This is a genomic window from Pannonibacter phragmitetus DSM 14782 (genome assembly GCF_000382365.1).
Taxonomy (GTDB): Bacteria; Pseudomonadota; Alphaproteobacteria; order Rhizobiales; family Stappiaceae; genus Pannonibacter; species Pannonibacter phragmitetus.
The window spans coordinates 115963-127769 of record NZ_KB908228.1; the positions used below are offsets into that span (position 1 = coordinate 115963).

Here is an 11807-nt window from a genome sequence, read left to right on the forward strand (position 1 = left end):
GAGCGCGGTGTTTACCGGCTCTCAACCCGTTCGTCAAGCTTCGAAAGAACGGCAGCAACGGCAGCCGTCACATCATCAATCGGCTGCATGCCATCAATGACCGTGAGAAGACCGTTCTTCTCGTAGTAGGGAATGACCACGGCCGTATCGCGGTTATAGGCTTCAAGACGCTGCTTGAAGACTTCCGGATCATCATCCTTGCGGACCGGCTGGCCGGCGGCCTTCGCTTCTTCCGCACGGTTGATGATTCGCGACACGAGCCTGGACTGGTCCACCCGCAGCTCGATCACCGCATCGAGACCGATGCGGTTTTCTGCGAGCATCTGATCCAGAGCCTCGGCCTGGGCCAGCGTGCGCGGAAAGCCATCGAGGATGAACCCCTTCTGTGCGTCCGCTTCACCGATCCTGTCACGGATGATGCCGACAACGATCTCGTCGGAGACGAGCCCGCCAGCGTCCATCACCGCCTTGGCTTTGAGGCCAACCTCGGTTCCGGCTGCGACGGCGGCACGAAGCATGTCGCCGGTCGACAGTTGCGGAATGCCATGTTTGGCAACAAGCCGGGCCGCCTGAGTACCCTTCCCTGCACCGGGAGGTCCGACCAGAATCAACCTCATCTACGCTTCCCCCTGAGCTTTGCTTTCTTCACCAGCCCCTCGTACTGGTGCGCAAGCAGATGGCCCTGGATCTGGGAAACGGTGTCCATCGTGACGCTCACAACGATCAGCAGCGAGGTTCCCCCGAAATAGAACGGAACGCCCGTCGCGGAAATGAGGAATTCGGGTAATAGGCAGACCGCCGTGATGTAGATGGCGCCCAGTACCGTAATGCGGGTCAGCACATGGTCAATGAATTGAGCCGTACGCTCGCCCGGACGAATTCCCGGAATGAATCCGCCGTGCCGCTTCAGATTGTCCGCCGTTTCCGACGGGCTGAACACGATGGCCGTGTAGAAGAAGCAGAAGAACACGATCATTGCCGCATAGAAGATCATGTACAGCGGCTGTCCATGACCAAGCAGCGTCGTCACCGTTGTCAGCCAGGCCGGACCGCTGCCCGCAGAGAACCCGGCAATGGTTGCCGGAATGAGCAGAAGCGACGAGGCGAAGATCGGCGGGATGACGCCCGCGGTGTTGAGCTTGAGGGGCAGGAACGACGTATTGCCCTCAAACATCTTGTTGCCAACCTGGCGCTTCGGATACTGGATCAGAAGCCGGCGCTGCGCCCGCTCCATGAACACGATCAGCGCAATCACGCCAACCGCCAAAATGAGAAGCACCGGAATGAGCCAGCCCGCAATGGCGTCCTGACGGCCCAGCTCGAACAGCGAAACAAGCGCCGTCGGCAGACCGGCCACGATGCCGGCGAAGATGATCAGCGAAATGCCGTTACCGATGCCGCGCGAGGTGATCTGCTCACCCAGCCACATCAGGAACATGGTGCCGCCCGTCAGGCTGAGAACAGCGGAAAGACGGAAGAACCAGCCCGGATCGGTCACCACATTGGCCGAACCCTCAAGCCCGACCGCAATGCCGTAGGACTGCGCAATCGCCAGAAGCACCGTGCCGTAGCGGGTGTACTGGTTGATGACCTTGCGGCCCTGCTCCCCTTCCTTCTTCAGCGCCTCGAGCGACGGCACAACGGTCGTCATCAGCTGCATGATGATGGAAGCGGAGATATAAGGCATGATGCCCAGGGCGAAGATCGCCATACGCTCGACGGCACCGCCGGCGAACATGTTGAACATGCCGATCACGCCAGACTGAGCCTGGCTGAAGGCCTGTGCAAAAGCGGCCGGATTGATCCCGGGCAGCGGGATGTAAGTGCCGAACCGATAAACCAAAAGCGCCCCCAGCGTGAACCAGATGCGCTTCTTGAGTTCTTCAGCCTTCGCGAAAGCCGAGAAATTGAGATTTGATGCCAGCTGTTCGGCAGCGGATGCCATGCCGTTCTCCGGAGGTTGCTGTCCGAGAAAAAGGGCGAAGCCCAGGCCTATTCGGCCTGAGCTCCGAGGATCACGACCTTGCCGCCAGCCTTCTCGACAGCCTCGACAGCCGTCTTGGAAGCGCCAGCAACTTCAAAGGTCACTGCGGCCTTCAGCTCGCCATCGGCCAGGAGGCGGACGCCGTCCTTGATGCGCTTGACGATGCCGGCAGCCTTGAGAGCCTCAACGGTGACCGCAGCCTTTGCATCCAGCTTGCCCTCGTCGAGAGCAACCTGCACGCGGCCGAGAGACACGATGTTGAAGTCCTTGGCAAAGATGTTGGTGAAACCGCGCTTCGGCAGGCGGCGATGCAGCGGCATCTGACCACCTTCAAAGCCCTTGATCGCCACGCCGGAACGGGACTTCTGACCCTTCACGCCGCGGCCACCAGTCTTGCCCTTGCCGGAGCCGATACCGCGGCCAACGCGGGTACGGTCCTTAACGGAACCAGGATTGTCCCGCAGGTCATTGAGCTTCATAGTCTTCTCTCCTGCCCTCACGCTTCGTCAACGATGCGGACGAGGTGCGGAAGCTTGCGGATCATGCCGCGCACTTCCGGAGTGTCCTTGAGCGTCGAGCGGCGGTGCATCTTGTTCAGGCCGAGGCCGATCAAGGTTGCCTGCTGCTCCTTGGGACGGCGCAGCGGGCTGCCGATCTGCTCGACCGTTACGGTCTTTTCGGTGTTCGCCATGGAACTACCCCTCGTTCAACTGGTTACCGGGGTGCCGGGCATCAAGCCTCGGCACCTGCCGGAACCGTTTCGTCGTTGTCGCGGCGGCGGCCCTGAAGCACCGAGACCTTGAGGCCGCGACGGGCCGCGACAGCACGCGGGCTGTCTTCCTTGGTCAGGGCGGCAAAGGTTGCGCGCACCATGTTGTACGGGTTCGAGGAGCCAAGCGACTTGGCAACCACGTCCTGGACGCCGAGCGTCTCGAACACGGCGCGCATCGGGCCACCCGCGATGATACCGGTACCAGCCGGAGCTGCACGCAGAATCACCTTGCCGGCGCCATGACGGCCCTCGACATCGTGATGCAGCGTACGGCCCTCGCGCAGCGGCACGCGGACCATAGCACGCTTGGCAGCTTCCGTTGCCTTGCGGATCGCTTCCGGCACTTCGCGAGCCTTGCCGTGGCCGAAGCCGACGCGGCCCTTCTGGTCACCCACGACGACGAGCGCGGCAAAGCCGAAACGACGGCCACCCTTGACCACCTTCGCGACGCGGTTGATGTGTACGAGCTTGTCGACGAACTCGCTGTCGCGCTCTTCGCGATCGCGCTCCCGTGTGTCCTGTCTCGCCATATTATTCGTCTTCCGTTCTTCAGAGCGCCAAGCGCTGGTCAGAATTCAAGTCCGCCCTCGCGGGCTGCATCTGCAAGCGCCTTGATGCGCCCGTGATACATGTACCCGCCACGGTCGAACACGACCTGCTTGACGCCAGCGGCCACAGCGCGCTCGGCGACAAGCTTGCCGACAGCTGCAGCCGCAGCCACATCGGCGCCCGTCTTCAATGCGCCCCGCACGTCCTTTTCAAGCGTGGAGGCAGAGGCAATGGTATGCCCCTTGGCGTCGTCGATGATCTGGGCATAGATCTGCTTCGACGAGCGGAATACGGAAAGGCGCGGACGACCGTTCGCCACCTTCTTGATCGAACGGCGCACGCGGTCGCGACGACGCTCGAAAGCAGTTTTGCTGTTCGCCATGATCCGGGTCCGTTACTTCTTCTTGCCTTCTTTGCGAACGATGAACTCGCCCGCATAGCGAATGCCCTTGCCCTTGTACGGCTCGGGGCCACGGTATTCGCGGATGTTAGCCGCGACCTGACCGACGACCTGCTTGTCGATGCCGGAGATAAGAATCTCGGTCGGCTTCGGGCACTTGACTTCAATTCCCTCCGGGACCTCGTAAACGACGTCGTGGGAGAAGCCAAGGGCGAGCTGGACATTGCGGCCCTGCATCTGAGCACGGTAACCCACACCGGTGATCTCGAGCTTGCGTTCGAAGCCCTGGCTCACACCGGTGATCAGGTTCTGGATCATGGTCCGGGTCATGCCCCACATGGAGCGTGCCGGCTTGCTGTCATTACGGGGATCAACCTGGATCCCGGCATCCGTCATTTCGGCGAGCACCAGATCGTTGAGCACGAAGGACAGCTGGCCCTTCGGTCCCTTGACCTCGATGGTGCGGCCGTTGATCGTTGCCGTTACCCCGCTCGGCACGGGGACTGGCTTTTTGCCAATACGAGACATCTGATCAACCTTGTCACATAAATAGGAAGGTCACTGCCGCGTCAGAAGACGCGGCAGAGCACTTCACCACCAACATTCTCATCCCGCGCCTGATGGTCGCTCATGACACCACGGGGGGTCGACAGGATCGACACACCAAGGCCATTCGCGACATGCGGAATGTTCTTTACCGACGAGTACACGCGGCGGCCCGGCTTGGAGATACGCTCGATCTCACGAATCACCGGTACACCATCGAAATACTTCAGTTCGATCTCAAGCTCGGACTTGCCGTCCTCGAATTCGACTGTCGTGTAGCCACGGATGTAACCTTCCTTGGCCAAAACATCAAGCACATGCGCACGCAGCTTCGAATGAGGTGAGGACACCTTGTTCTTGCGGCGCAGCTGCGCGTTCCGGATGCGGGTGAGCATATCACCCAACGGATCGGAAATTGCCATCGCAGCCTCTCCTTACCAGCTCGACTTGACCAGGCCCGGGATCTTACCCAGGGAGCCCAGCTCACGCAGCGCAACGCGCGACATCTTCAGCTTGCGGTAGAAGCCGCGCGGACGGCCGGTGACTTCACACCGGTTGCGCACGCGGTTCGGTGCCGAATTGCGCGGCAGGGCCGCGAGCTTCAGACGGGCGGCGAAACGCTCTTCCAGAGACAGCGTTTCATCCTTGGCTGCGGCCTTGAGAGCAGCACGCTTTGCAGCGTACTTCAGCACAAGGCGCTCGCGCCGCTTGTTCTTCTCGATCGCGCTCTTCTTCGCCATCGTTTTTCCTCGTTCCTTTCCCGTATATCCGCGTTACTTGCGGAACGGGAAGTTGAACGCGCGCAGCAGTTCGCGCGCCTCTTCATCGGTGTTGGCCGTGGTGCACACGACCACGTCCATACCCCAAATCTGGTCGACCTTGTCGTACTCGATTTCGGGGAAAACGATGTGTTCCTTAATGCCCATGGCATAGTTGCCACGGCCATCGAAGCTCTTCGGGTTCAGACCGCGGAAGTCACGAACGCGCGGAAGCGCGATGGTGATCAGACGGTCGAGAAACTCGAACATCTGTTCGCGGCGCAGCGTCACCTTGGCGCCGAGGGGCATGCCCTCACGCACCTTGAAGGTGGCGATGGAGTTCGCAGCCTTGGTGATCACCGGCTTCTGACCGGCGATGAGCGCCAAGTCGTCCGCAGCGATGCGCACCTTCTTGCTGTCTGCAACTGCCTCACCGACGCCCATGTTGAGAACAACCTTCTCAAGTTTGGGGATCTGCATCGGGTTGGTGTAGTTGAACTTTTCCTGCAGCTGCTTACGCACCACTTCATCGTAGTGCGTCTTGAGCCGCGGCACGTAGGTCTCAGCCATCGATCAGGTCTCCCGAACGCTTGGCCACACGGACCTTGCGGCCGTCTTCCTGCACCTTGAACCCGACGCGAGTCGGCTTGCCATCCTTCGGATCGGCTACAGCCAGGTTGGAAACGTGAATCGGGGCTTCCTTTGCCACGATTCCTGCTTCCTGGGTCTGCGTCTGGCGCTGGTGGCGGCGAACGACGTTGATGCCGCGCACGAGAGCCTTGTTGTCCGTCGGCAGCATCTGCAGCACTTCGCCGGTCTTGCCCTTGTCACGACCGGCGAGCACGACAACCGTGTCGCCTTTTTTAATTTTCGCAGCCATCAGAGCACCTCCGGCGCGAGCGAAATGATCTTCATGTGGTTCTTTGCACGGAGCTCGCGCGGCACCGGCCCAAAGATACGGGTGCCGATCGGCTCCTTGTTGTTGTTGACCAGGACCGCCGCATTGCGGTCGAACCGGATCACGCTGCCGTCGGGACGGCGAATGTCCTTCGCCGTACGCACGACGACCGCCTTCATCACGTCGCCCTTCTTGACGCGGCCGCGCGGGATAGCTTCCTTGATGCTGACGACGATGATGTCGCCAACGCGGGCATACTTCCGCTTCGAGCCGCCGAGCACCTTGATGCACATGACACGACGGGCGCCGGAATTATCCGCCACGTCGAGGTTTGTTTGCATCTGAATCATGACTTGGCCGCCTTGTTCTCTCTACGGCGCACCTGCCACGGGCGCCGGATGCTCAACAGAGCCGTGGTCTCAGGAGACCACGGTCCAACGTTTGGTCTTGGAGATCGGCGCGCACTCTTCGATCTGAACCGTGTCGCCGACCTGGTACTTGTTCGCTTCGTCATGCGCCCGGTACTTCTTGGACCGGCGCACCGTCTTCTTGAGCAGCGGGTGAGTGAAGCGACGCTCCACCTTCACCGTCACCGTCTTGTCATTCGCGTTGCTGACCACGGTGCCCTGCAAAATGCGTTTCGGCATTGAGGCCTCCTTACGCGGTTGCGGTCATGCGCTTATCGCGCATGATCGTCTGGATCCGGGCGATATCCCGGCGGATCTGCCGGAAACGACCAGTGTTTTCGAGCTGACCGGTGGCCTTCTGAAAGCGCAGGTTGAACTGCTCCTTCTTCAGTGCCTCGAGTTCCGTACGGAGCTCGTCGAGGGTCTTTGCCCTTACATCATTTGCCTTCATGGCTCAACTCTCCTCGACTGCCTTACTCGGCGATCCGCTGTACGAACCGGCACTTGATCGGCAGCTTGGCAGCAGCCAGGCGCATTGCTTCGCGGGCAACGTCTTCCGGCACGCCGTCAATCTCGAACATGATACGGCCCGGCTTGACACGGCAGGCCCAGTAGTCAGGGGCACCTTTACCCTTACCCATGCGGACTTCCGCAGGCTTGGAAGACACCGGCACATCCGGGAAAATCCGGATCCAAACACGGCCCGCACGCTTCATGTGACGGGTCATTGCACGACGGGCTGCCTCGATCTGGCGGGCGGTGACACGCTCCGGCTCCACGGCCTTCAGACCGAATTCGCCGAAGTTCAGGTCAGTACCGCCCTTCGCCATGCCGTGGATGCGGCCCTTGTGCTGCTTGCGGAACTTAGTTCGCTTCGGTTGCAGCATCGTTCTTCTCTCGTTCTTGCGTTACACGGGCGCTGCCTTTTCAGGCAGCGCGCTCGCGACCACGATCACGGCGCTGGCCGCGATCACCCTGATTCGCATCCGAGCTTTCGGTCGCGCGGCGTTCAGACGCCATCGGATCGTGCTCGAGGATCTCGCCCTTGAAGATCCAGACCTTGACGCCGCAGGCGCCATAGGCGGTGTGAGCGGTCGCTGTGCCATAATCGATGTCGGCGCGCAAGGTGTGCAGCGGCACACGGCCTTCACGATACCACTCGACGCGTGCGATTTCCGCACCACCCAGACGGCCGCCGCAGTTGATGCGGATGCCAAGGGCGCCCAGACGCATGGCCGACTGAACGGCACGCTTCATGGCGCGGCGGAATGCAACACGGCGTTCCAGCTGCTGGGCGATCGAAGCGGCAACCAGGGTCGCGTCGATTTCCGGCTTGCGCACTTCAACGATGTTGATGTGCACTTCGGCGTCGGTGATCGCGGCAAGCTTCTTGCGCAGCTTGTCGATGTCCGCACCCTTCTTGCCGATGACCACACCCGGACGGCCGGAGTGGATGGTCACGCGGCACTTCTTGTGCGGGCGTTCAATCACGATCTTGGAAACCGCGGCCTGCTTCAGCTCGTTCATCAGATATTCGCGGATGCGGAAATCTTCATGAAGCAGCTTGCCGTATTCGCCCTTGTTGGCGAACCAGCGGGAGTCCCAGGTGCGGTTGATCCCGAGGCGCATGCCGATCGGGTTAACTTTGTGTCCCATCAGGCAGTCTCCTCGACTTGACGAACAACGATGGTCAGGTTCGAGAACGGCTTCTCGATCCGGCCAGCGCGGCCACGTGCACGGGCATGGAACCGCTTGATGACAAAAGCCTTGCCCACATGGGCTTCGGCAACCACCAGGCTGTCCACGTCCAGGTCGTGGTTGTTCTCGGCATTCGCAATCGCGGACATCAGGGTCTTCTTGACGTCACCAGCGATGCGCTTGCGGGAGAACGTCAGATCCGCCAGAGCGGAACTTACCTTCTTGCCGCGGATTGCAGCCGCCACGAGGTTCAGCTTCTGCGGGGAAACGCGCAGCATGCGCGTGACCGCCTTGGCCTCGTTGTCGGCGAGCGTCCGCTCACGCTTCGGCTTGCCCATCGTTACTTCCTCTTCGCCTTCTTGTCGGCGCCGTGCCCATAGTAGGTCCGGGTCGGCGAGAACTCGCCGAGCTTGTGACCAATCATTTCTTCAGACACCAGCACCGGAACGTGCTTCTGTCCGTTGTAGACGCCGAAGGTCAGGCCAACGAACTGCGGCAGGATCGTCGAGCGGCGGCTCCAGGTCTTGATGACCTCGTTCCGGCCGGTTTCGCGAACCTTGTCCGCCTTCTTCAGCAGATACCCGTCGACAAACGGACCTTTCCAGATCGAACGTGTCACGATCCGTACCTCTTACTTCTTGCGAGCATGACGGCTGCGAACAATGAACTTGTCCGTTGCCTTGTTGCTGCGCGTGCGCTTGCCCTTCGTCGGCTTGCCCCAAGGGGTCACCGGATGACGGCCACCCGAGGTGCGGCCTTCACCACCGCCGTGCGGATGGTCGATCGGGTTCATGGCCACACCGCGGGTGTGCGGGCGGATGCCGAGCCAGCGCGAACGTCCGGCCTTGCCCAGGTTGATGTTGCCATGGTCCGGGTTGGACACGGCGCCAATGGACGCCATGCAGGTGCCCAGAACGCGGCGCTGTTCACCGGACATGAGACGCAGGATCGTGTAACCCTGGTCACGGCCGACGATCTGAACGAAAGCACCGGCGGAACGGGCGATCTGACCGCCCTTGCCCGGCTTCAGCTCAACGTTGTGGACAATGGTGCCGACCGGAATGGAAGCCAGCGGCATTGCGTTGCCCGGCTTCACGTCGACGGACTCACCAGCCACAACCATGTCGCCGGCAGCAAGACGCTGCGGGGCCAGGATGTAGGCCAGCTCGCCATCCTCGTAACGGATCAGCGCGATGAAAGCGGTGCGGTTCGGATCGTATTCCAGGCGCTCAACAGTCGCCGGAACGTCGAACTTGCGACGCTTGAAGTCCACCAGACGGTAGGAGCGCTTGTGGCCACCACCGCGGTTCGGTGCCGTCAGACGGCCGCGGTTGTTGCGGCCGCCGGTCTTGCTCAGGCCTTCGGTCAAGGTCTTGACCGGCTTGCCCTTCCAGAGATCGGCACGGTCCACCTGAACCAGCTGGCGCCGGCCGGGGGACGTGGGGTTGAAGGTCTTGAGTGCCATAATTGTCGTCCCAGCCTTAGAGTCCGGTCGTCACGTCGATCGAGTGACCCTCGGCGAGCGTCACAATGGCCTTCTTGTAGTCGGACTGCTGTCCGATGCGGCCGCGGAAACGCTTCACCTTGCCCTTGCGGACCAGAGTGTTCACCGCAGTGACCTTGACGCCGAACAGGGCTTCAATCGCAGCCTTGATTTCCGGCTTGGTTGCCGAGTTGGCAACCTTGAAGACCACCTTGTTCTCTTCCGAGGCCATGGTCGCCTTCTCGGTGATCACCGGGCTGACGATCTTGTCGTAGTGAGCGATCTTGCTCATTTGAACCGCTCCTCGATAGCCGACACAGCAGCCTTGGTCAGAACCAGGGTGTTGCGGCGCAGGATGTCGTAGACGTTGATGCCCTGAACCGGGAGCACGTCAACAGCCGGAATGTTGCGGGCGGCGAGTGCGAAGTTCGCATCCACCTCTGCACCATCGATGACCAGCACGTTGGCGAGGCCCAGCTTGCTGAACTTTTCCTTCAGCAGCTTGGTCTTGGCTTCAGCGGCCTTGGCGTCCTCGACAACGATCAGCGAACCGGCCTTCACCTTGGAAGACAGCGCATGGGCGAGGCCCAGGGCGCGAACCTTCTTCGGCAGGTCGTGGCCATGGTCACGGACAACCGGACCAAAAGCCTTGCCGCCGCCGCGGAACTGCGGAGCCTTGCGGTTGCCGTGACGGGCGCCACCGGAGCCCTTCTGACGGACGAACTTCTTGGTCGTGCCGGAGACTTCGGCACGGCCCTTGGCCTTGTGGGTACCAGCCTGGCGCTTGGCAAGCTGCCAGCGCACAACGCGGTGGATCAGATCCGTGCGCGGCTCGAGACCAAAGATCTCGTCCGACACCGTGATCGAACCGGCGGCCGAACCTTCGAGGGTTTTGACCTCAAGTTCCATCACTCACTCTCCTTGCCCGTGGCTGCCTCGGCAACGGCCCGGAAAGCACCCGGAACCGGCACGCCTTCCGGCAGCGCCTTCTTGACGGCATCGCGAACCAGGATCCAGCCGCCCTTGGCACCGGGAACAGAGCCTTCGACCATGATCAGGCCGCGCTCGACGTCCGTGCGGACAACCTTGAGGTTCTGCGTGGTCACACGGGCATCACCCATGTGGCCGGCCATCTTCTTGCCCTTGAACACCTTGCCCGGGTCCTGACGCTGGCCGGTGGAACCGTGCGCGCGGTGAGACACCGAGTTACCGTGAGAAGCGCGGCCACCACCGAAGTTGTGGCGCTTCATGGAACCGGCAAAGCCCTTACCGATCGAGGTGCCGGTGACGTCGACAAACTGACCTTCCACATAGTGGTCGGCAGTGATCTCGGACCCGACTTCGATCAGGTTGTCCGGGCTCACGCGGAACTCAGCCAGCGTGCGCTTCGGTTCAACCTTGGCAACCGCGAAATGTCCGCGCATCGCCTTGGGCGTGTTCTTCACTTTGGCAACACCGGAGCCAAGCTGCAGTGCGGTGTAGCCATTCTTTTCTTCAGTGCGGTGAGCAACAACCTGGCAGTTTTCGAGCCGCAGTACAGTGACCGGCACATGCTCGCCGGCCTCGTTGTAAATGCGGGTCATGCCCACCTTCTGAGCGATCACTCCAGAACGCATTGGCGTAAACCTTTCGATCCGACTCAGAGCTTGATCTCGACGTCCACGCCAGCTGCCAGGTCGAGCTTCATAAGAGCGTCGACGGTCTGCGGCGTCGGATCGACGATGTCGAGGAGGCGCTTGTGAGTGCGCATCTCAAACTGATCGCGGCTTTTCTTGTCGATGTGCGGACCACGAAGCACGGTGTACTTCTCAATCCGCGTCGGCAGCGGCACGGGACCCCGTACCTGCGCACCGGTCCGCTTCGCCGTGTTCACGATCTCCCGTGTGGAAGCATCGAGAATACGGTGATCGAATGCCTTGAGGCGGATCCGGATATTCTGACCGTTCATTTCAGATTTCCCGATAAGACTGGGCCCCGCCGTCCGCCTGAAGCGGCGGCGGGGGCACCCGCCGATTACTCAATGATGGAAGCGACAACGCCGGCGCCGACGGTACGGCCACCTTCGCGGATAGCGAAGCGCAGGCCGTCTTCCATGGCGATCGGAACGATCAGCGTCACGACGACCGAGATGTTGTCGCCCGGCATCACCATTTCCGTGCCTTCCGGCAGTTCAACGATGCCCGTCACGTCTGTCGTGCGGAAGTAGAACTGCGGACGGTAGTTCGTGAAGAACGGCGTATGACGGCCGCCTTCTTCCTTCGTCAGGATGTAGGCTTCGGCCTTGAACTTCTTGTGCGGCTTGACCGTACCCG

The 11807-nt window shown here is 61.3% G+C and carries 24 protein-coding genes; all 24 read right to left on the reverse strand.

The features are described 5' to 3' along the window. Positions 1–11: 11 nt before the first annotated feature. Positions 12–617 carry an adenylate kinase gene (locus H163_RS0117190; RefSeq protein ID WP_026355987.1) on the reverse strand — a complete coding sequence of 202 codons (606 nt, stop codon included), beginning with the start codon at positions 615–617 and terminating at the stop codon, positions 12–14. Then, on the reverse strand, positions 614–1945 hold the full coding sequence (gene secY, locus H163_RS0117195; protein WP_019965852.1) for a preprotein translocase subunit SecY: 1332 nt from the start codon (positions 1943–1945) through the stop codon (positions 614–616). The genes H163_RS0117190 and secY overlap by 4 nt, the downstream gene beginning before the upstream one ends. Before the next feature lie 47 nt (positions 1946–1992). Then, entirely contained in the window at positions 1993–2463 is a 471-nt protein-coding gene (gene rplO, locus H163_RS0117200; RefSeq protein ID WP_019965853.1) for a 50S ribosomal protein L15, read from the reverse strand. 17 nt (positions 2464–2480) lie between these two features. Beyond that, the gene (rpmD, locus tag H163_RS0117205; RefSeq protein WP_019965854.1) at positions 2481–2675 is read right to left on the reverse strand and encodes a 50S ribosomal protein L30; all 195 of its coding nucleotides are present in this window, start codon (positions 2673–2675) and stop codon (positions 2481–2483) included. Between the two features lie 41 nt (positions 2676–2716). Continuing rightward, positions 2717–3286 carry a 30S ribosomal protein S5 gene (rpsE, locus tag H163_RS0117210; RefSeq protein WP_019965855.1) on the reverse strand — a complete coding sequence of 190 codons (570 nt, stop codon included), beginning with the start codon at positions 3284–3286 and terminating at the stop codon, positions 2717–2719. 38 nt (positions 3287–3324) lie between these two features. Further along, a complete protein-coding gene (gene rplR / locus H163_RS0117215) occupies positions 3325–3687 on the reverse strand; it encodes a 50S ribosomal protein L18 (RefSeq protein WP_019965856.1) in 363 nt (120 codons plus the stop codon). 12 nt (positions 3688–3699) lie between these two features. After that, positions 3700–4233: a 50S ribosomal protein L6 gene (rplF, locus tag H163_RS0117220; RefSeq protein WP_026355988.1), complete on the reverse strand. Its 534-nt coding sequence runs from the start codon at positions 4231–4233 to the stop codon at positions 3700–3702. Between the two features lie 41 nt (positions 4234–4274). Then, positions 4275–4673, reverse strand: coding sequence for a 30S ribosomal protein S8 (rpsH, locus tag H163_RS0117225; RefSeq protein WP_019965858.1), 399 nt, complete (start codon positions 4671–4673; stop codon positions 4275–4277). A 12-nt stretch (positions 4674–4685) separates the two neighbouring features. After that, positions 4686–4991 (reverse strand): 30S ribosomal protein S14, encoded by a 306-nt coding sequence (gene rpsN / locus H163_RS0117230; RefSeq protein WP_019965859.1) that lies wholly within the window; start codon positions 4989–4991, stop codon positions 4686–4688. A 33-nt stretch (positions 4992–5024) separates the two neighbouring features. After that, positions 5025–5579, reverse strand: coding sequence for a 50S ribosomal protein L5 (gene rplE, locus H163_RS0117235; protein ID WP_019965860.1), 555 nt, complete (start codon positions 5577–5579; stop codon positions 5025–5027). Further along, a complete protein-coding gene (gene rplX / locus H163_RS0117240) occupies positions 5572–5889 on the reverse strand; it encodes a 50S ribosomal protein L24 (protein WP_019965861.1) in 318 nt (105 codons plus the stop codon). The genes rplE and rplX overlap by 8 nt, the downstream gene beginning before the upstream one ends. Next, positions 5889–6257, reverse strand: a complete 369-nt coding sequence (gene rplN, locus H163_RS0117245) for a 50S ribosomal protein L14 (protein WP_013652493.1) — start codon at positions 6255–6257, stop codon at positions 5889–5891. Before rplN ends, rplX begins: the two co-directional genes overlap by 1 nt. A 69-nt stretch (positions 6258–6326) precedes the next feature. Further along, the gene (gene rpsQ / locus H163_RS0117250) at positions 6327–6554 is read right to left on the reverse strand and encodes a 30S ribosomal protein S17 (RefSeq protein WP_019965862.1); all 228 of its coding nucleotides are present in this window, start codon (positions 6552–6554) and stop codon (positions 6327–6329) included. A gap of 10 nt (positions 6555–6564) precedes the next feature. Beyond that, positions 6565–6765: a 50S ribosomal protein L29 gene (rpmC, locus tag H163_RS0117255; protein WP_019965863.1), complete on the reverse strand. Its 201-nt coding sequence runs from the start codon at positions 6763–6765 to the stop codon at positions 6565–6567. A 22-nt stretch (positions 6766–6787) separates the two neighbouring features. Next, complete coding sequence (gene rplP, locus H163_RS0117260) at positions 6788–7201, reverse strand: 50S ribosomal protein L16 (protein ID WP_019965864.1); 414 nt, start codon at positions 7199–7201, stop codon at positions 6788–6790. A 40-nt stretch (positions 7202–7241) separates the two neighbouring features. Further along, complete coding sequence (gene rpsC / locus H163_RS0117265; protein WP_019965865.1) at positions 7242–7970, reverse strand: 30S ribosomal protein S3; 729 nt, start codon at positions 7968–7970, stop codon at positions 7242–7244. Then, entirely contained in the window at positions 7970–8350 is a 381-nt protein-coding gene (gene rplV / locus H163_RS0117270) for a 50S ribosomal protein L22 (protein ID WP_019965866.1), read from the reverse strand. The genes rpsC and rplV overlap by 1 nt, the downstream gene beginning before the upstream one ends. Positions 8351–8352: 2 nt before the next feature. Next, positions 8353–8631 carry a 30S ribosomal protein S19 gene (rpsS, locus tag H163_RS0117275; RefSeq protein WP_019965867.1) on the reverse strand — a complete coding sequence of 93 codons (279 nt, stop codon included), beginning with the start codon at positions 8629–8631 and terminating at the stop codon, positions 8353–8355. Between the two features lie 12 nt (positions 8632–8643). Beyond that, positions 8644–9477, reverse strand: a complete 834-nt coding sequence (gene rplB / locus H163_RS0117280) for a 50S ribosomal protein L2 (protein WP_019965868.1) — start codon at positions 9475–9477, stop codon at positions 8644–8646. 16 nt (positions 9478–9493) lie between these two features. Beyond that, positions 9494–9787 (reverse strand): 50S ribosomal protein L23, encoded by a 294-nt coding sequence (locus H163_RS0117285; protein ID WP_019965869.1) that lies wholly within the window; start codon positions 9785–9787, stop codon positions 9494–9496. Beyond that, positions 9784–10404, reverse strand: coding sequence for a 50S ribosomal protein L4 (gene rplD / locus H163_RS0117290; RefSeq protein ID WP_019965870.1), 621 nt, complete (start codon positions 10402–10404; stop codon positions 9784–9786). Before rplD ends, H163_RS0117285 begins: the two co-directional genes overlap by 4 nt. Continuing rightward, the gene (gene rplC, locus H163_RS0117295; RefSeq protein WP_019965871.1) at positions 10404–11111 is read right to left on the reverse strand and encodes a 50S ribosomal protein L3; all 708 of its coding nucleotides are present in this window, start codon (positions 11109–11111) and stop codon (positions 10404–10406) included. The genes rplD and rplC overlap by 1 nt, the downstream gene beginning before the upstream one ends. 23 nt (positions 11112–11134) lie before the next feature. Beyond that, positions 11135–11443 (reverse strand): 30S ribosomal protein S10, encoded by a 309-nt coding sequence (gene rpsJ / locus H163_RS0117300; protein WP_013652482.1) that lies wholly within the window; start codon positions 11441–11443, stop codon positions 11135–11137. A 65-nt stretch (positions 11444–11508) separates the two neighbouring features. Then, positions 11509–11807 (reverse strand): EF-Tu C-terminal domain-related protein (locus tag H163_RS0117305; RefSeq protein ID WP_019965872.1); only part of this gene is annotated, 299 nt, incomplete at its 5' end.

Bases quoted from the DNA above. Each gene is read 5' to 3' on its own strand.
- secY (WP_019965852.1), bottom strand. From the start codon at position 1,945: ATGGCATCCGCTGCCGAACAGCTGGCATCAAATCTCAATTTCTCGGCT.
- rpsJ (WP_013652482.1), bottom strand. From the start codon at position 11,443: ATGAACGGTCAGAATATCCGGATCCGCCTCAAGGCATTCGATCACCGT.
- H163_RS0117190 (WP_026355987.1), bottom strand. From the start codon at position 617: ATGAGGTTGATTCTGGTCGGACCTCCCGGTGCAGGGAAGGGTACTCAG.
- rplC (WP_019965871.1), bottom strand. From the start codon at position 11,111: ATGCGTTCTGGAGTGATCGCTCAGAAGGTGGGCATGACCCGCATTTAC.
- rpsQ (WP_019965862.1), bottom strand. From the start codon at position 6,554: ATGCCGAAACGCATTTTGCAGGGCACCGTGGTCAGCAACGCGAATGAC.
- rplR (WP_019965856.1), bottom strand. From the start codon at position 3,687: ATGGCGAACAGCAAAACTGCTTTCGAGCGTCGTCGCGACCGCGTGCGC.
- rpmC (WP_019965863.1), bottom strand. From the start codon at position 6,765: ATGAAGGCAAATGATGTAAGGGCAAAGACCCTCGACGAGCTCCGTACG.
- rplD (WP_019965870.1), bottom strand. From the start codon at position 10,404: ATGGAACTTGAGGTCAAAACCCTCGAAGGTTCGGCCGCCGGTTCGATC.
- rpsC (WP_019965865.1), bottom strand. From the start codon at position 7,970: ATGGGACACAAAGTTAACCCGATCGGCATGCGCCTCGGGATCAACCGC.
- rpmD (WP_019965854.1), bottom strand. From the start codon at position 2,675: ATGGCGAACACCGAAAAGACCGTAACGGTCGAGCAGATCGGCAGCCCG.
- H163_RS0117285 (WP_019965869.1), bottom strand. From the start codon at position 9,787: ATGAGCAAGATCGCTCACTACGACAAGATCGTCAGCCCGGTGATCACC.
- rplX (WP_019965861.1), bottom strand. From the start codon at position 5,889: ATGGCTGCGAAAATTAAAAAAGGCGACACGGTTGTCGTGCTCGCCGGT.
- rplV (WP_019965866.1), bottom strand. From the start codon at position 8,350: ATGGGCAAGCCGAAGCGTGAGCGGACGCTCGCCGACAACGAGGCCAAG.
- rplO (WP_019965853.1), bottom strand. From the start codon at position 2,463: ATGAAGCTCAATGACCTGCGGGACAATCCTGGTTCCGTTAAGGACCGT.
- rpsE (WP_019965855.1), bottom strand. From the start codon at position 3,286: ATGGCGAGACAGGACACACGGGAGCGCGATCGCGAAGAGCGCGACAGC.
- rplB (WP_019965868.1), bottom strand. From the start codon at position 9,477: ATGGCACTCAAGACCTTCAACCCCACGTCCCCCGGCCGGCGCCAGCTG.
- rplE (WP_019965860.1), bottom strand. From the start codon at position 5,579: ATGGCTGAGACCTACGTGCCGCGGCTCAAGACGCACTACGATGAAGTG.
- rplF (WP_026355988.1), bottom strand. From the start codon at position 4,233: ATGTCTCGTATTGGCAAAAAGCCAGTCCCCGTGCCGAGCGGGGTAACG.
- rpsH (WP_019965858.1), bottom strand. From the start codon at position 4,673: ATGGCAATTTCCGATCCGTTGGGTGATATGCTCACCCGCATCCGGAAC.
- rplP (WP_019965864.1), bottom strand. From the start codon at position 7,201: ATGCTGCAACCGAAGCGAACTAAGTTCCGCAAGCAGCACAAGGGCCGC.
- rpsN (WP_019965859.1), bottom strand. From the start codon at position 4,991: ATGGCGAAGAAGAGCGCGATCGAGAAGAACAAGCGGCGCGAGCGCCTT.
- rplN (WP_013652493.1), bottom strand. From the start codon at position 6,257: ATGATTCAGATGCAAACAAACCTCGACGTGGCGGATAATTCCGGCGCC.